Origin of the sequence: Gillisia limnaea DSM 15749 (assembly GCF_000243235.1) — a bacterium.
Taxonomy (GTDB): Bacteria; Bacteroidota; Bacteroidia; order Flavobacteriales; family Flavobacteriaceae; genus Gillisia; species Gillisia limnaea.
Window position 1 is genome coordinate 479,766 of the sequence record NZ_JH594606.1, and the last position, 17,940, is coordinate 497,705.

General features: G+C 41.2%; 15 protein-coding genes. 11 read left to right on the forward strand and 4 right to left on the reverse strand.

All coding sequences use genetic code 11. The features are described from left to right. Positions 1-1,895: beta strand repeat-containing protein (locus GILLI_RS03835; protein WP_006987812.1), on the reverse strand; the 1,895-nt coding region annotated here is incomplete at its 3' end. 459 nt (positions 1,896-2,354) lie between these two features. On the opposite strand from GILLI_RS03835, the gene GILLI_RS03840 reads away from it, so the two are divergent. The 3 genes from GILLI_RS03840 (at position 2,355) to GILLI_RS03850 (ending at position 7,842) form a co-directional block, all read left to right on the forward strand. Continuing rightward, the gene (locus GILLI_RS03840) at positions 2,355-3,905 is read left to right on the forward strand and encodes a protein adenylyltransferase SelO (protein WP_006987813.1); all 1,551 of its coding nucleotides are present in this window, start codon (positions 2,355-2,357) and stop codon (positions 3,903-3,905) included. A 701-nt stretch (positions 3,906-4,606) separates the two neighbouring features. After that, on the forward strand, positions 4,607-6,073 hold the full coding sequence (locus GILLI_RS03845) for a glycosyltransferase family 2 protein (RefSeq protein ID WP_006987814.1): 1,467 nt from the start codon (positions 4,607-4,609) through the stop codon (positions 6,071-6,073). 392 nt (positions 6,074-6,465) lie between these two features. Then, entirely contained in the window at positions 6,466-7,842 is a 1,377-nt protein-coding gene (locus GILLI_RS03850; protein WP_006987815.1) for an amidohydrolase family protein, read from the forward strand. A gap of 294 nt (positions 7,843-8,136) precedes the next feature. Here GILLI_RS03850 and GILLI_RS03860 read toward each other — a convergent pair whose 3' ends face one another. Further along, on the reverse strand, positions 8,137-10,731 hold the full coding sequence (locus tag GILLI_RS03860; RefSeq protein ID WP_040506391.1) for a M14 family metallopeptidase: 2,595 nt from the start codon (positions 10,729-10,731) through the stop codon (positions 8,137-8,139). Between the two features lie 172 nt (positions 10,732-10,903). Here GILLI_RS03860 and GILLI_RS18765 point away from each other — a divergent pair, with 172 nt between their 5' ends. Then, positions 10,904-11,002 carry a DUF3037 domain-containing protein gene (locus GILLI_RS18765; protein ID WP_280985184.1) on the forward strand — a complete coding sequence of 33 codons (99 nt, stop codon included), beginning with the start codon at positions 10,904-10,906 and terminating at the stop codon, positions 11,000-11,002. Between the two features lie 267 nt (positions 11,003-11,269). On the opposite strand, the gene GILLI_RS03865 is transcribed toward GILLI_RS18765, so the two are convergent. Next, positions 11,270-11,518 carry a DUF7218 family protein gene (locus GILLI_RS03865; protein WP_006987817.1) on the reverse strand — a complete coding sequence of 83 codons (249 nt, stop codon included), beginning with the start codon at positions 11,516-11,518 and terminating at the stop codon, positions 11,270-11,272. A gap of 664 nt (positions 11,519-12,182) precedes the next feature. Here GILLI_RS03865 and GILLI_RS18300 point away from each other — a divergent pair. The 7 genes from GILLI_RS18300 (at position 12,183) to GILLI_RS03890 (ending at position 16,093) form a co-directional block, all read left to right on the forward strand. Beyond that, a complete protein-coding gene (locus GILLI_RS18300) occupies positions 12,183-12,344 on the forward strand; it encodes a hypothetical protein (protein WP_156798639.1) in 162 nt (53 codons plus the stop codon). Positions 12,345-12,396: 52 nt separating this feature from the next. Then, positions 12,397-12,480, forward strand: a complete 84-nt coding sequence (locus tag GILLI_RS19205; RefSeq protein ID WP_425357526.1) for a hypothetical protein — start codon at positions 12,397-12,399, stop codon at positions 12,478-12,480. Then, the gene (locus tag GILLI_RS17595) at positions 12,467-12,697 is read left to right on the forward strand and encodes a YceI family protein (RefSeq protein ID WP_050855578.1); all 231 of its coding nucleotides are present in this window, start codon (positions 12,467-12,469) and stop codon (positions 12,695-12,697) included. The genes GILLI_RS19205 and GILLI_RS17595 overlap by 14 nt, the downstream gene beginning before the upstream one ends. 209 nt (positions 12,698-12,906) lie before the next feature. Next, on the forward strand, positions 12,907-13,503 hold the full coding sequence (locus tag GILLI_RS03875) for a TetR/AcrR family transcriptional regulator (RefSeq protein WP_006987818.1): 597 nt from the start codon (positions 12,907-12,909) through the stop codon (positions 13,501-13,503). An 8-nt stretch (positions 13,504-13,511) separates the two neighbouring features. Beyond that, positions 13,512-14,309 carry a haloacid dehalogenase type II gene (locus GILLI_RS03880; protein WP_006987819.1) on the forward strand — a complete coding sequence of 266 codons (798 nt, stop codon included), beginning with the start codon at positions 13,512-13,514 and terminating at the stop codon, positions 14,307-14,309. Positions 14,310-14,342: 33 nt separating this feature from the next. Beyond that, positions 14,343-14,918 (forward strand): carboxymuconolactone decarboxylase family protein, encoded by a 576-nt coding sequence (locus tag GILLI_RS03885; RefSeq protein ID WP_006987820.1) that lies wholly within the window; start codon positions 14,343-14,345, stop codon positions 14,916-14,918. A 77-nt stretch (positions 14,919-14,995) separates the two neighbouring features. Further along, a complete protein-coding gene (locus GILLI_RS03890; RefSeq protein ID WP_006987821.1) occupies positions 14,996-16,093 on the forward strand; it encodes an alkene reductase in 1,098 nt (365 codons plus the stop codon). A 783-nt stretch (positions 16,094-16,876) separates the two neighbouring features. Here GILLI_RS03890 and GILLI_RS03895 read toward each other — a convergent pair. Further along, positions 16,877-17,656 carry an SDR family NAD(P)-dependent oxidoreductase gene (locus tag GILLI_RS03895; RefSeq protein ID WP_006987822.1) on the reverse strand — a complete coding sequence of 260 codons (780 nt, stop codon included), beginning with the start codon at positions 17,654-17,656 and terminating at the stop codon, positions 16,877-16,879. Positions 17,657-17,940: the final 284 nt, after the last annotated feature.

Here is a 17,940-nt window from a genome sequence, read left to right on the forward strand (position 1 = left end):
TTTGCACTCTCAGCATAAGAGTAACTGGCATTGGCTGTTCCTGCATTGGTGTTGTTTGCATAAGTAGCATCTGGAGTCAGATCCAATCCGCCTGCACCTGTTACACTTACCGTGGCTGGCGTCTGTGCCGAACCTGTATAAGTGAATGGTCCGCCGTTGATCGTTACAACAGTTGTTGAAGCTGCCTTGCCAATTCCAAAGTCCTGGCTGTCTGATGAAGCCAAGTGGTTGGCACTTTCAGCATAAGAGTAACTGGCATTCGCTGTTCCTGCATTGGTGTTGTCTGCATAAGTAGCATCTGGAGTTAAATCCAAGCCGCCTGCTCCTGTTACAGAAACTGTAGCCGGAGTGATCGCTGAGCCTGTATAAGTGAACGGATCACCTGTGATTGTTACTGTGGTAACTGATGCTGCTTTGCCGATTGTAAAGTCTTCGCTGTCTGAAGAAGCCAAGTGGTTTGCGCTTTCAGCATAAGAATAACTTGCATTCGCTGTTCCTGCATTGGTATTGTTTGCATAAACCGGAGCTGGAGTCAAATCCAATCCGCCTGCTCCTGTTACGGTAACTGTAGCCGGAATAATCGCTGAGCCTGTATAAGTGAACGGATCACCTGTGATTGTTACTGTGGTAACTGATGCTGCTTTGCCGATTGTAAAGTCTTCGCTGTCTGAAGAAGCCAAGTGGTTTGCGCTTTCAGCATAAGAATAACTTGCATTCGCTGTTCCTGCATTGGTGTTGTCTGCATAAGTAGCATCTGGAGTTAAATCCAAGCCGCCTGCTCCTATTACACTTACCGTGGCCGGTGTTTGTGCAGAACCTGTATAAGTGAATGGTCCGCCGTTGATCGTTACAACAGTTGTAGTCGAGGCCTTATTCACCGTCAATGTGCTAGTTGTACTATTAGCTTCACTAATAGATAAATAGGTATTTGTAACTCCGGCAAAAGAACTTGAAATTGTGTAATTCCCCGCATTTATAGTACCTAAAGTTGGTAGGTTGGTTAAATCAACTGTTCTTGTAGCTACACCACTAGCATTGGTTGTCCCTGAACCAACATTTACATCATTTATATAGAAAATAATTGTCTGTCCGGAAATACCTGTGGAAGTTTGGTAATTTGAATAGAGTCTTGATGTCAAGGTTGCAGAAGTACTCCCGTAGGTTGCTGTAACTGGCGAGGAGACAAGTGCACCGTAGTTTGCTGTAAATAGCGCAGCATTACCACCACCACCACCTCCAACATCGAAAGAATTACTAGTTTGTGGGTTTGTGGGTTGGCCACTGCTACCGATCCTTAGACCATAATTTAGTATTACGTAATTAACTCCATTAGCTGGAGGATTTGGGTTAAACGTAGTTGTATAACTATTTAGAGTAATTGTTTTATTGTTGATCGAAGAGCCTGCAGTAGAAGGGGGAATGAAACTTGGAGTTGGAAATGTTCCATTTCCCCCTCCATTTCCTGAAATAGTGTAAGTTACAATTACAGACGTATTAGAAGGTAAACCCTCAGCAGCAAACAAAAATGCACCATCAGTAAAAATTCGAGTTGCAGTTATTCCAGTCTGCTTTCCTTCCGCCGTCAATGTAAAAGTGACCCCAAGGTGCCTATCAAAAATAGGGAACTCAACCCTAAAAGTACCATCTGCATTGACCGCGATATCATGATAGTCATGAATGTGATCGACAAATGGATCTTCCGCAAAGTGAAGATCAACAAATTGGTCCCCCGTCCAACCTTCACCTGTGATGATGGCCGTTTCGCCCGGAGCATAATCCAACTTATCCGTCGTAACTGTCTGCCCCCATCCCGTCGTGACGAGGAAAAAGGAGGCCATAAGTGTTAGGGCAAAATTCAGGAATCTCCCCTTTGTTAAATGTAAAAGTGTAGCCATAAGAACATAATTAAAAGGTTAAAATTATATTTGCGTTCAAGAAAATTCAGATGAATATGAGTGGGGAATAAACTTTTTGAAACTGAAAATATCTAAAGGAGCAATGGGGAAAAGCTTTTTTAGATTGGGGCTATTTAACAGTACCTTATAAGTTTACACGAGCTAATTAACATCATTTTTCAATTGGTTTAAATAAAAAAAATTCTTTTTCGATATAATGCATGCATTTACCGACCAACGACTTACCCCTCTCAAAACCAGTAAATAAACTGTAATCTTAACTTGTAAGAAGGTTTGATTTTTATTGTTTTGGATGTTTTTAAAGGCTTGTTGCGATCCCGACCAACTATAAACCTTTGTTAAAAAAATTAAAAACCTCGCAGAACAAGCCAAATTGGATCTTTCCGGTAATATCTTTATACCAGGGTATTTCAATTCTTTTTAAACATTTTCAGCTTTATGCACATTACCGATAAAAAATTCACCAATCTATTCACCTCAGCATTCCCGGGAGATAACAGCGGAGACCTTTCCCCGCGACAAACTCCCGGGGTTCTTTACAGTAAAGCAATTCCCACCAAAGTGAGCGATCCTAAACTTCTCGCTTTTACAGAGGAGCTCGCGGCCGAAATGGGTATGGACTCTCCAGGCGCGGAAGATTTAAAGATACTTGCAGGAAATAAAGTTACCGAGACTATGCAGCCTTATGCCGCTTGTTACGCCGGCCACCAGTTCGGGAATTGGGCGGGGCAGCTGGGAGATGGCCGGGCCATCACTCTGGGAGAATGGGAACATAACGGTGGTAGCTGGGAAATGCAACTCAAAGGAGCCGGGCCTACTGCCTATTCCAGAATGGCCGATGGCCGGGCGGTATTAAGATCCTCGGTTCGGGAATATCTTATGAGCGAGGCAATGTTTCACCTGGGAGTTCCCACTACCCGTGCACTTAGCCTGGTAACCACCGGAGATAAGATCTTACGGGATATGTTCTATAACGGCAACGCGGCCTATGAACCCGGCGCAATTGTGATGCGGGTTTCTGAAAGTTTTCTGCGCTTCGGGAATTTTGAAATCCTTGCCGCCAGGAAAGAAAAAGAAAATCTGCAACATCTTGTCGACTGGACCATTGAAAAACATTTTCCGCATCATAAAGGAGAGAACAGGATCATCAACTGGTTCAGGGAGGTTATAGACAAAACTGCCGCCTTAATGGTGGAATGGCACCGCGTAGGATTTGTGCATGGGGTTATGAACACAGATAATATGTCTATCCTGGGCCAGACCATTGATTACGGCCCGTTTTCTTTTCTCGATGATTATGACCCATCGTTTACACCCAATACCACCGACCTGCCCGGGCGGCGGTATGCCTTTGGGAATCAGCCTTCCATTGCGCTATGGAACCTTAGCCGACTCGCAACCGCTCTTACCCCGCTTTTTAAGGATACCGAATTGCTGGAAGAGGCCCTAAACTCCTATGAAGATAATTTCTGGAACAGGTATTATGAAATGATGGGAAACAAACTGGGACTGGATAAGATCACTGCGGAAGATAAAAAAATGATCTCCCAACTGGAAGAGTTGCTTGCTAAGGTAAAACCCGATATGACTATCCTTTATCGGCTGCTTATTGATCTTCCATCAATTTCTGCGGAAGGTGATATGCTCTTTATATATCTCAAACCGGCTTTTTATACAGAACCTTCGGGAGAATTAAAAGTTGAATTTCTGAAGCTTATAATAAGCTATGCTGAAAGACGGAAAAAGAATAGCATTTCTACCGAAGCTTCCGCCGAAATAATGAAGAAAACCAATCCGCGATTTATACTTCGGAATTACCTGCTGCACCAGGCCATTGAAGAACTGGAAATGGGTGAAAGAAGCCTTTTTGATAAACTGCGTGCTGCGCTGAAGCAACCTTATACCGAAGATGATGAGGATTTGCTCAAAAAAAGGCCGGACTGGGCTACTCAAAAACCCGGCTGCTCTATGCTTTCCTGCAGTTCGTAAAGTAGGACACTTTCTAAGCTTCGGTCAACTTGCAAGTGATTATAAGAGAATAAACTTCAGAAGAAATGTAAACGAAAGAAAATTTTCCGCAGAAAGGAAATCAAAAACCTCTGCACGCATTATTGATTGTGAGTGGTTATTCGGTGGTCAATAGTCAAAAGTTGTTTGGGTTTTGGGATTTTTCTTATTTGAGTCCTAATTATAATCGACCGTTTTCAGTAATCCAACATACATTATACAATATTCAATCATAACTCAATTCTCAACCCTCTATACTCCATTTCAAATCTGCGTGATCTGCAGGAATCTTTTACGATTGCTATAACGCTAATTTGTGTTTTTCATACCTGGTTTACTTTCAGAAATAAACTCAATTTTAAATTCTAATCTCCATTTTTCCGGTTTTTCATGAACCCTTTTGGAGACCTTTCTAATCACACACATTTACAGACAGAAAGTCACATGATTCTTCCCGGAAATTTGAGGGTGTAAAAGTTGTGGATTTTTACCCCAATTTTTTTCTTCTAACCCGGTGTAATTCCCCATAAAGCCTACAACCACGCCTGAATTTCAATGAGATAAGTATGCGGTACAATTATTGGTTTTCCCACCCGGAATTCGATTTCACTATTTATAGTATTTCAGGTAAAAAGGAAAGGCATAGATCGAAGTGAAATAGGAATAAAAGAATAATTTATAAGATGATAACAGAAGAACTCACATTAGCCTCTCCGGCTACGGCTAAAAAAATTAGTTTAAATGATACAGCACAACAAAAAGGCAATGCATCACGTGAAACCGAAAAAGAAAAGGTTTCAGATAATTATCGTAAAGCAATCTTTACAAAAAGACATCATTTCACATTAGCGATGACTTTCTTACTTCTTTTAGGCGGAGCATTTTCCGTTTACTTATTGCAGCCACAGTTCGAGGAAATGAACCTTAGCAGAATGGATACCCTGGGGGGAATGATCCTTTTATTTTTGGGAGTCTTTCTGTTGCTTTTCAGATTGAGCTTTCTGGCATATATTGCCCGATTATTTTTTCGCTACAAGCCTGTAACTTCAGTTAAAGATGAGGAATTGCCTACCAGTACGGTTATTGTACCTGCGTATAACGAAGGCCAACTGGTTTATTCCACTTTGCTGAGTTTAGTGAATAGTGACTATCCAGCAGAAAAACTACAGTTACTTGCTATTGATGATGGTAGTAAAGATGACACCTGGGAGTGGATGAAAAAAGCCAAAGAACAATTGGGAGATCGTGTTTCAATATATCAGCAACCTGAAAACCAGGGAAAAAGACACGCGCTTTACCGCGGATTCAACCTTGCAACCGGTGAGGTCTTTGTCACAGTAGATAGTGATTCTATCGTAGAGAAAGACACTCTACGCAACCTGGTTTCCCCGTTTGTAACCAATGAGAATTGTGGAGCTGTGGCCGGAAATGTTCGGGTTTTAAATAACGAAAAAGCCATCATTCCCCGAATGCTAAATGTGAGCTTCGTATTTAGTTTTGAGTTTATAAGATCTGCACAAAGTGTATTGGGTTCAGTATTATGTACCCCCGGGGCGTTGGCCGCCTATCGCAGTAAGGCTGTGATGAATTGCCTACCGGAGTGGATAAATCAGACTTTTATGGGACAACCTACAGATATTGGGGAAGACCGGGCAATGACCAATATGATCCTGAAACAGGGCTTTCATGTTTTATTCCAACGCAATGCTTATGTGCTTACCAATATTCCTGAAAAATTTAGCAGTTTGCACAAAATGTTTACGCGGTGGGAAAGAAGTAACGTTCGTGAAAACCTTATGATGTCTAAGTTTGCTTTTAAACCCTTTAGAAATGGACCGAAGTCCGGAACCCGCCTTCTATTGCTTAATCAATGGATGGGGATGGTAACAGCGTATCCGCTGATCCTTATTATGCTGGTTTTATTGATCTCACACCCTATAATGTTTATTAGTTCCACACTTTTAAGTATTCTCATATTCTCGAGTCTTCCGGTATTTTTTTATGCAAAAAAATACAACATATCTGAAGCTTTCTGGGCTTACACCTACAGTATTTTTTACACCTTTGGCTTGTTTTGGATCACTCCTTATGCTATGGCTACCGCAAATAGAAGAGGTTGGTTAACGCGTGGTTTACCGGAGAAAAAATAAACTAGGATATATCACCCCCACTCCGGATATTCTTCCGGATGTAGAAAAAGTTACTAAAGCAATTTGGTAACTTTTTCTGTTTGTATTAGCCGGGAGGGATTAAGAATAGGTTTTTGTTTAGTTCAGAGTTCAATGTTCGGTTGTAAATTGTGAAGTTCCCGATTTTCAGTTGGGAAATCGTGGTTTCGAAGTTCGTTCTCAATACCCAATTCCCAATACACTGGTTCAGTGAATAGAAAATAGTGGAGGATGAATCGGTATAACACAGGTTTTGATATGGGTTTTTCGGCTTGGCATCGCAGTAACTAATGACCAAAGGCTAAAGAGTATAGAGAATTCCTTAAAAATCAGTATTTTAGTAAGTCAGTTATCAATTTAAAATCTGCCTTACTATGCAATACTTTAAAAAATTCCTCTTTTTATTTTCGGCTTTTTTCATCAGTTATCCGCTAGTCGCACAGGAAAAGGCTGCTTCCAAAATTTATGCTATCACCCATGTAAATGTGATACCTATGGACACGGAGCAGATCCTCGAAAACCATACAGTGATCGTGGAGAATGGCAGGATCACCCGCGTAGCCCCTTCCGCAGAGGTAAAATTACCGCAAGCTGCTGAAGAAATTGACGGGCGGGGACGTTACCTGATCCCCGGACTTACAGAAATGCACGGTCATATTCCCGGAGAAGACAGGCCTCAGTATGTGGAAGATGTGCTGTTCCTATATATCGCCAATGGTGTGACCACGGTGCGCAATATGCTGGGGAACGCCTATCACTTAAAAGTAAAGAAAAAGGTGGAGCGCGATGAGCTTCCGGGGCCTAAAATTTTCGCTGCCGGACCTTTCTTCAACAAAAAACTGGCCCCCACCCCCGAAGCTGCCGACCGGGAGGTGCGCTTGCAAAAAGAAGCGGGATATGACCTGCTGAAAATGGGAAGCATCGACAAAGAAACCTACGAGCGTATGGCCATGACCGCAAATGAAGTGAGTATTCCCTTTGGCGGACACATCCCTGAGGAAGTGGGTCTTATTGGGGCGTTGGATGCAGGACAAAGATCTATTGATCACTACGACCGCTATGTGGAATTCCTGGTTCCGGATGATGCTACTACCGAAGGCGTTAGCGCCGGATTTTTCGGCAGCGGACTCATACAACTCATCGACCGCAGCAGGATTCCGGAGGCAGTAAAAAGAACAGTGGAAGCCGGCACCTGGAACGTCCCTACCCTGAGCCTGATAGAACACCTTGCCTCCCCTATAGCAGCAGAGAAAATGATAAATAGGACGGAGATGAAATATATGCCTGAAGATGTACTGGATGGCTGGTTAAAATTCAAGAATACTTACAGCAAAAGACAAGATTTTCAACCCGAAGCCACCAAAGCCCTGGTGGAGCTGCGGCGGGAACTCACCAAAGAACTTCATGATAGCGGAGCAAAGATTGTATTGGGAAGTGATGCGCCGCAATTTTTTAACGTTCCCGGATTCTCCCTTCACCGTGAAATGGAAATGATGGTGAACGCCGGACTCACCCCTTACGAAGTATTGGTAACAGGCACCAGAAATCCCTCCCTTTATTTTGAGACTCCCGAAGAATTTGGCACCATAGAACCCGGCAAACGCGCCGATCTCATCCTGCTGAACGCCAATCCGCTCGAGGATATTAGCAATACACATAAGATACAGGCCGTGATAGTTAAAGGCAAATACTACAACCGGGAAGCGCTTGATAAAAGACTGGCGGAAATAGAACAGGCGGGGAAGGATTAAGCGGTCGTTGATTGTCATTAGTTGTATGAAACCTTCCTACCGGCAGGCAGGCTGGTAGTTTACAGCTTAGTTTTTTTTCCACAATCCTTTAGAGTGGAAACCGTAAAAAAGAACCCTTTTTGTGGTTTAAAGTTTATTCTCAATACTCAATACTCAATACTCACCACTCCTTTTGATCCGCTAGAAAATCTGCGGGATCTGCGGGAAACTTTTCAGTGGTCGGATGAAAATAAGTAGCGTCCTGAATAGGATTAAATGTTTTTTCTTAATATTCATAGCTCCTACCGCACCAAACTACTCCCTCACCTCTGGAACTTCGATTATTGGGCCAAAGAACAACGCATTAAAAAACAATTTATTTGTGCCATACCAGGTTCCCCTGAAGTTTGGGTTGTCCACAAAAGAAATCACCCTGCCGGAACCGAGCTTGCTTACAAGCACAGAGGCGGTACCCGGTAGTTTCTGTAAATTATCTGATGAAATATAACCGCTTACCAGGGGATCGTTTTTATAAACAGCAACGGTGCTATAGGGATTTTTAACGGGATTCAACAAAATATTACTGTTCCTGTAAACCACCAGATCCCGGTTTGTATAACCAAAACCAAGAGGATGAGTGATATCGAGGTCTACCCTGTACATAGAGCCGCCTATTACTTTTGCCCCTTCTATAGCTTCAGCGCTTCCATAATCCAAACGCAGGCTTGGGGCATCTTCAGTTACTGTATCCTTTTTAACTTTTAGTTCTTCCGCAATTAATTTGTTAGTGATCCCCCAGGTTACTGCCGATTTCTGAAGAATAAGCGTATTCCCCTGTTCCACCCAATTCTTTATCTTTTGCACATCTTTTTCTCTTAGCAACCCATAGTTTCCGTTCACCAAAATCAATTCATTATAATTTTCCAGTTTCACCCTATTAAAATCAAGAATATCCACTTTTGTTAAAGGCATCCCAAGTTTGCTGTCCATCAAATACCAGATCTCTCCTGCTTCGTATTGAGAAATACCTTCCCCAATTAACATAAGAGGTTTAGGAACTTCCAGGTTTTCAAAGGAACTACTTCCCAGGTCAATACCTGTGGTGCTAAAGCCTCCCTTTACCGCCTCAATAGATATTTTGTGTGTCTTAGCCAGGTCGCTCATAAGACTGTGAAGTTCTTCTGCCGGCATCTTCTGTATCTCCACGGGTACCAGGATACTTCCATTGCTAAATTCCTTTATCCCTTCGAGGGTTTCTATGCTGAAAGGCTTAAACGCTGTCTTGGCAATAATGCCTTTTTTTTGTAATTCGTGTAAAACCCCGGGCGCATTATAATCCTGCCAGCTGAAGAGGTAAGCATAATCACTCCTTAATACGGGAAAGCTTTGAGAGTTAAGAAAGGTTGAATCAATCTGTTGCCCTAAAGAAACATTTCTCCATGCTCGTTTGTTAATTGCCGATGAAGGAAGACCATATGCATGTACCATGGACCAGGCCGAAGTATCGTAAAACAGACTGTCATGGAATGTGGTCACTGTATCAAACATAGTTGCAACCATCCTGAATTGCGGCTGATTCCCGGGTACGATATATGAAGTGCCTGCACCAAAAGTTTTGTTATTAGACTCTATATCGCGACCTGTTTCATATACTTTTATCTTATGCTGAAGCAATAGATCCATAAAGGCTTTTGTCCTGTTGCGGTCCCCGGCATCTCCAAAAACATACCCACTGGCGTAATGGCCATCTGCCTGCTTTACCGCCCCTCCAAAGAACTCCCTTTGGTGACGCAGAAATATTTCCTTGTTCTCCACCGTGCCTTTTATCGTAGCCAAACTGTTTACCAAATGATTTCTAATGGTAAAGGCAAAAGATACTTCGCCGTGAATACTTTCCTGTAAATGACCCCGCGAACTCGCCTGTTCAAAAACAAGCCCCAGCCCTCCCTGAATATCGGGATACGTAGAGCCATAACCGGGATAGGAATTATCAAAAACTTCCTTTGTGAAATAAAGAGAACCTATGTCGTCCATCGCATTTGCAAAATACGGGGCGAGTAAATTGTTGAGATCATCGTAATTACTCCGGGGAATTATAGGGTTTTCAGATCCAAAAGGTTTTGTAGGCTCAAAGAAATAGGTACTGTTGGTACCCATCTCGTGAAAATCGGTAACCACATTGGGATACCAGGTATGGTAAAATTTCAGTCTTGCCTGACTTTCCACATGTACAAGGGGTAACCAATCTCTGTTCAGGTCAAACCAATAGTGGTTTACCCTTCCGCTGGGCCAAACCTCGTTATGCTCGCGATCATTGGCATCTGCCACCGGTGGAAAACCTCTGTGCATATTGGCCCAATTGGTATGGCGGTCCCGCCCGTCTGGATTAAGAACAGGTTCTACAAAAATCACTGCATCTTCAAGGTATCGCAGCACCTCCGGGTCTTCTGAAGCTGTAAGATAATAAGCGGTTAACATAGCGGCTTCACTGCTGGACGGCTCGTTGCCATGAACATTGTACCCCAACTGAATAATCACCGGCATTTGGCCCATTGCCGGCAGGGATACCTGCGGGTCTATAAGCTGCAAATGCTCCTGCCTAATATTTTCGAGATTGTTATAATTTTGCGGACTCGTAATAGTGGCAATTATCATTGGCCTTTGCTCATAGGTCATGCCAATTTCCTGAATATGGATCCTGTCTGAAATACGTGCTAATTCATAAAAATAAGCTACCAGCCTGTCATGACGGGTATGAAAATCACCTATTTCATAACCCAGAAATTCGCCCGGGGTGGGAACCCCTTCTTTAAAGAATGTTTTTTCGGGAAAAAAATAATCCTGCTGCGCTAAAAGCGGCATTGTCAAAAAAGGCAGAAAGAGCATAACGAATACTTGTAGAAATCTCATAAAAAATATAGTAAAAAGTAAATGAGGTTAAAGATAACAAGTACAAAAAAATACTCCTCTAAAAATGAAAGTTTTTTTGTGAGTGGATCGTCTGGCCTTTTTATAGACTATCGGCTCTCATCATAGGTATGTTTTACTTGCACGGGTAAATCAATTTGGGTTTATTAGGGTCCTGCCAAGGGTGGAACGTAAAGAATTCCTGAATGTAGGAACCGTATTGTTCTGCAAAAAAGACAGGTTTCTAAACGTTTTATTCAGACTTGATATATAAGGCTGAAATGCCTTGGAGAATTTGATCTGGAGCAGATAAAGAAAAACCTAGAATCATTTGAGAAAATATGTATTGGCACCAAAAGATGGTGGTCTCATTGCTCAACTTGATACCGTCTCAAGATTCAGATGGCTCACCGCGGTAAGGAGTTTTGTAAATCAAGAACCTCGGGGCAAGTCCCACCCGAACGGTAAGGGTCCCGCCTAAATGAAATTCATTTCGGGGACTGGGAATTAAGCCCTCAATAAGGCATTAAGACTATAGCTTTTAGGAGTTGCGGAGAGCCTTGATAAGCTCCTCCTTTCTCATGTTGCTTCTTCCTTCTATACCCACTTCTTTGGCTTTATTATAAAGATCTTTTTTGGTTCTTTCCTCATATTTTTCTGCCTTGCCTCCTTTTTTCCCCGCATCGGGGGTATTGGCAATACGGGCTGCTTTGGTTTTACTCATCCCTTTATCTACAAGAGCTTCATATTGCTTTTCGTTCTTAATCCCGGATGTTTTTCCCTGTGGCATGATAGTATGGTTTTAAAGTTTTATTTATGGTTTAGTGTTTATTACCCTTGAAACTAAGTAAATTTTTCTGATCAAGAACCTCGGGGCAAGCCCGCCCGAACGTTACGGGCAAGCCAGCCTGAATGAAATTCATTATGAGGCATCCTGGTATTCTATCGGGACGGTGAACCTACCCAACGGTCAGGCGGGTTAAACTCTCAATAATGGATTAAATTACCAATTATAAATCACTCCTGTATTTATATAGTTCAAAATTGTAACCAGTTTAATAAAATTTTAAAGCTTCTTTAAAAAATGATAGCGCCGAATTACAGAACCCCGGCAAAATAATTTACACCTCATCAATCGGAATCGGTAACCTAATTCCAGCATTTAACTTCAGGAGATATGGAAATCCTTAGAAAGTAAGGGACAGCCCATGAAAGAATAAACTAAGTTTTGCTCCTGCTGCAATTCCCGGGGAGCAGCTAACCGTCCCTACCAGGGAAGGCATTGAATCACCAGGTAAAAAATTTATTTTAGAAGTTCTATGTCGGTGCAGATTTTCAACCAGTAAACACAATGTGCAAAACCAAAAACACATATGCATAAAACAGATAAAAAATAAAAGTTTACGGGTGATTTTTTTGGCTTTAGGGTATGAATAGATAAATACTTTAAACTTATGAAACCAAAAATCACAACCTTAGCTATTATTTTAGGCTTCCCATTTGGATTGGCCAACCTGGCAAAAGCTGAAAATGCCGATAAGTTTATTTTAGCTAAAGATCATACTTCGGTTAATTTTGACATTTCGCACTTCTTCTCTGCCGTAATGGAAGTTTGAGTAATTTGATGGTACTTTTTATTTTTCTCCGAACAACCTGGATGGAAGTAAAATCACTTTTAGCATTCCGGTTAGCATTGCTTACACCAACAATCAGAAAAGGGATAATCACTTAAAGTCAGATGATTTTTTTTAACGCCTCAAAATATCCTAAAATCAATTTTGAATCTACTGGTTTTGAACAGAAATCAGGGAAAAATTATGTGGTAAATGGAAACCTTACCATAAAGGATATCGCAAAAATAGTAAGCGTTCCCTTTGAATATAAAGGAGAAATGAACCACCCAATGATGGAAGGAACAAAAATTCTGGGGGCTGCAATTCAATACCGAAATAAACCGAACCGATTTTAAAGTAGGGGTGGGCGAGTGGGCTTCAGATATGGTAGTTGGACATACTGCCGATGTGACCATTAGTATGGAGCTAAACCGAAAACAATAATTTCCTCCAAACTTTGCTACTCCTTCGTTAGATAAAGTGCAGCAAGAGGTTTTGCGTCTCTTTAGTGTTAAACATGAGCCAAAAACATTCAGTATAGAATGTTTTTATATAGCTTTGCAGTATGGAACAAGAATTAAAAACAGAAGCCACCCGGAAATTAATTCTGGAAAAGTCTTTTCAGCAGTTTTATACAAAGGGATTTAAACCTACCAGCGTTAATGAAATTATGAAGACTACCGGCCTTTCCAAAGGTGCTTTTTACCACAATTTCAAAAACAAGGAAGAATTAGGCGTCCAGGTGGTAAAGGCAGAATTACATGACAGGATTTACAAAGCGATGATTTCGCCTTTATACACAGAAGGCGAAGCTAAAACGATTCTAAAAAACACTTTTCTGGACAAGTTTCTGGCCTTCACGAGCGATGAAAAACTAATGGGTTGTCCGCTAAATAATTTAATCAATGAAATTGGTGGTTCGCCCAATTTGTTAAACGAAGCTTTAAAAGATCTTATTAATACCTGGTTAAATGCAGTGGTTGAGACCATTGAAAGAGGACATAACGACGGTTCCATAAAACCGGAAACCAATGCCCAACAGGCTGCCATTTACCTTGTGAGTTCTTTTGAAGGGATGCGTGGAATCCGCAAACTCTATAACGATGATGCCAATTGGAATGCTTATAGGGGAGCTCTCGAAAATTATATTGATCAGCTTTAACCTGCAATATGGCAAATTCAAGAAGAAATTTTATAAAAAAATCCGGCCTGGCTGGAATGGCAGGACTGTCCTTTCCGGTAGCCGGAATGGCAAACTCAAAAATAAATCCTATGAAAAACTTTAAAAACAAACGACCAAAAATCTTATTCTTCGATGTAAACGAGACGCTTTTGGATCTCACAATAATGAAGGAAAGTGTTGGAAAAGCCTTGAATGGAAAGGAGGAACTGCTTCCTTTATGGTTTACCACAATGCTCCAGAATTCTTTGGTAGAAACTGTTGGAAACCATTATGAAGATTTCGGGGAAATTGGCGCAGCAAGCTTAGTGATGGTAGCTGCGAATAATGATATTCAGATGAGTCTGGAAGAAGCGAAAGAGGCCATTTCACCAATCAAGTCCCTTCCACCCCACCCTGAGGTTAAAGAAGCTTTAGGCAAATTAAAAGAAGATGGTTACAGGCTGATTTCTCTTACAAATTCTTCTAACGCAGCTGTTGAAAAACAATTTACCAATGCCGGACTTCTGGATTTCTTTGAAGAACGTTTAAGTATTGAAGATGTAGGTAAATACAAACCCCATGTCGATACCTATAACTGGGCATCCAGGAAAATGGGTGTAAAACCGGAAGAAGCTATGCTTATTGCCGCCCACGGTTGGGATGTAGCCGGCGCGTTATGGGCAGGTTGGCGAGCCGCTTTTGTTAGCAGGCCAGGGCAACAACAGTATCCGCTTGCACCTGAGCCGGAAATTGCAGCTCCCGACTTAAAAATAATTTCAGAAAAACTAATCGCACTAGAGAAATAGATTCTCTATATTAATTCTATTAAAATAAAAATTATGTCAAACCAAACGTACAAAATCGGTTTAAATTCGGTGGAATTAGAAGATGCCAATGAGCAACAAAAAGAGATCCTTGAAAATGCTAAAAAGGCCAACGGGATGATCCCTAACATGTATAAGAAAATGGTAAATTTACCGGCATTGCAAAATACGTATGATACCGGCTATCATCAATTTAGAAAAGACAGCGGATTTACACCTGCAGAGCAAGAAGTGGTTTTGCTAACTATTAGTATCGAAAATTCCTGCGGGTATTGCACCGCTGCCCATAGCTATTTAGCTGAAAATGTTTCAAAAACTCCAAAAGATGTTATTGAAGCCATTAGACAGGGAAAAGAAATAGAAGACGATAAATTGAGCGCTTTGCACGAGTTCACTAAAGTAATGAATGAAAGTAGAGGGAACCCAACTCCAGACCAGGCCAAAAAATTCCTGAATGCCGGATATTCTGAAAAGCAGATCCTTGCCATTATCCTGGCGCAGGCAGTAAAAACCATAAGCAATTATTCCAATCATATTTTCCACACCGAAGTTGACGAGGCCTTTAGCAACAACGTACTTCACAAGTCATAATTCCCAGTAAAAATCAGTTCGCAAATTCAATCAGCAAAGAACTAAAGGAAAAGAAATTAATATCGTAAAACAATTCTATGAAATTATTGAATTCATATAACCTCAAAGGCTTAAAATTAAACAACAGAGTTATAATGGCTCCTTTAACCCGGGCCAGGGCAACAGATAATGTTCCTAATGACCTTATGGTAAAATATTACAGCCAGAGAGCACAAGCCGGACTTATTATTTCAGAAGGAACAGCACCTTCACCTAATGGACTTGGTTATGCCCGCATCCCGGGAATTTATACAGCGCAACAAATTGGAGGCTGGAAAAAGATCACTGCCGCAGTACACAAAGAAGGCGGTAAGATCTTTCTTCAGATAATGCATACAGGAAGAGTTTCCCATAAAGACAATATGGAAGAGAAGGCAGAGATTCTTGCACCTTCGGCCATAGCCCTTAAAGGAGAGATGTATACAGACCAGAACGGACCTCAGCCTTATCCGGTCCCCAGGGAAATGACCAGGGAGGAGATCAATCAGGCTCAGGACGAATTCGTTAAGGCCGCTTTGGATGCTATGGAAGCAGGATTTGACGGAGTCGAGATTCATTCTGCCAATGGATACCTGGCAGATCAGTTTCTTAATACCGCCACCAATCAACGAACCGATAAATATGGGGGTAACCAAGAAAACAGAAGCAGATTCACCCTGGAATTGGTAGAAAAAGTAACCAATGCCATAGGCAGCGAAAAAGTAGGTATACGATTATCGCCTTATAGCGCTTTTAATGGTACAGAAATTTTTGATGGTCTGGATGATCAGGTCTTATATCTCACGGAAAAGCTCAACAATTTTGAACTGGCCTACCTGCACCTTGTGGACAACTCAACCCTTGGATCTCCAGATGTTTCCAAATCTATATTTGCAAATATCCGGGAAAAATATGAAGGCACTCTTATTATGAATGGAGGATTTACAAAGGAAGAGGCGGAAGAAAGCATCTCTGCTGATAAGACGGATCTTGTTTCATTTGGCCGATCGTTTCTCGCAAATCCAGACCTTATCTACAGATTTGAAAATGATCTTGACTTGAATGAACCCGATTATGATACTTTCTATACTCCCGGAGAAAAAGGCTATACAGATTATCCTTTCTTCGAAGAAAAAGAATTAGTGGCAGAAAAGTAAGCATAGAATGATCAAATAGAAACCCTTGCAAATCGCAAGGGTTTTTTTTATGTTCTGAAGTAAACAGGCTTTAAAAGTAATTAATTATTATAACTGATATTTATACCACTTTCAGCCTTTACCAACAGTGCAGAAATCACAATAGAGTTTTCCGATTTGCTCCATTGACGGAAATGTTCCGGATACAGAAATTCTAATTTTTCTTTAGGGCAGTAATAAGCTTAAATTTAATAGGAAAGTCAAAAAAAAATGACTTTCCTATTTCTCTACAAAGCTTACAATAATCAAGACCCTCAGATCAAGCCCACCCGAGCGGTACGGGAAGGCCCGCCTGAATCCAGCTCTTAACCTTTATACCTCCATTACTACCTATTGCACTATTTGAGAATCACGAAGTCGGCGCGGATTTCTAATCCGTGACGACCTCACGACTACTCCAGCCATTGACCTTTATACCTCCATTAATGCCTGTAGCACCAGACCTCATCCCGGGGTTTTAAAAGGGCTCGAAAATACAGTCCACCGGCTGTATGAAGAAATGGTTTTGTAATACTGAGTAGAAAAACCTTATGTAATGAGCCAACAAAAGAAGCTGCCGTTATTTTTCTAATATTTTCTTCTGAATTATTTTTTGGTTGATATCAAGTTTTATCAGCGATCAAAGGAATCCTGGTTCGGAAAGAAATAATATTGTCCATATGGTTTTTGAGATAGTCCTAAAATAAAGTTTGTATCTCTTCTTTAAAGCGCCTCCACCTTCTCTTTACAAATCACGGATATATTTCATGCGCCCTGCCCCAAAAGCCTCATAAGGCCTCCGTCCACAACGTATGTTGACCCCGTAATATAATCTGAGTCTGAAGAAGCTAAGAAAACAGCCAGTTTTCCAACTTCTTCAGGAGTTCCAGCGCGTTTCATTGGTATATTTTGAATTTTTTTCTGTCTTTCCTCCTTATCATCTTTCGCCTCCTGGTTCATCGGCGTAAGAATCATTCCCGGTGCTATGTTGTTTACATTTATTCCATCCTCCGCCAGCTCTAATGCCAGGGTTCTCATCAACATTTTTACAGCGCCTTTAGAACTGCAATATTCAGCTGTTCCGGGAGCGGCAATTTCTTCATGAACAGAACTTATATTTATAATTTTTCCCTTTACCTCTTTTGAGTTTTTCCTTATCTGCACAAAACGGCGAATACAATAAAAATACCCGTACAAATTAACTTTTATTGCCTGGTCCCACACTTCTGTAGGCATATCCTCTACTCTATATCCTTTTCCATTTACCGCAGCATTATTTAACAGGATATCTACTGTTCCAAATTCTTCTATTGCTTTATCGAACATGTTTTCAACTTCCTTTTCTTCTGAAACATCTACTTGCAAAATAATCCCACTACTTCCTGCACTTTCTATTTCTTTTAAAGCTTCTTTTGCCCCTTCTTCATCTGAATTATAGGTAACAACGACTCTAGCACCTTCTATTGCAAATTCTACCGCAGTTGCCCGGCCTATTCCTGAGTCTGATCCTGTTATTAAAGCCACTTTACCTTCCAGCCTTCCCATATTATTATAATTATAATTGAAAAAGAAGCTAATTAAAAGAACTTCATACTCCTGTTAATGAAAAGATAATAAAAGGAAAAAATTATTGATTATTGAAACTCTTAATTGAGTTTGATAATAAATGAAGTAGTTTTCCTTCAACTTGGTACTTTTATACTAAGTCGGCTCTACCATAAGTCGGCTCTACCATAAGTCGGAACGGATTTTCAATCCGTGAAGAAACACGAAGTCGGCGCGGATTTCTAATCCGTGACGACCTCAGGACTACTTCGGCGCGGATTTTC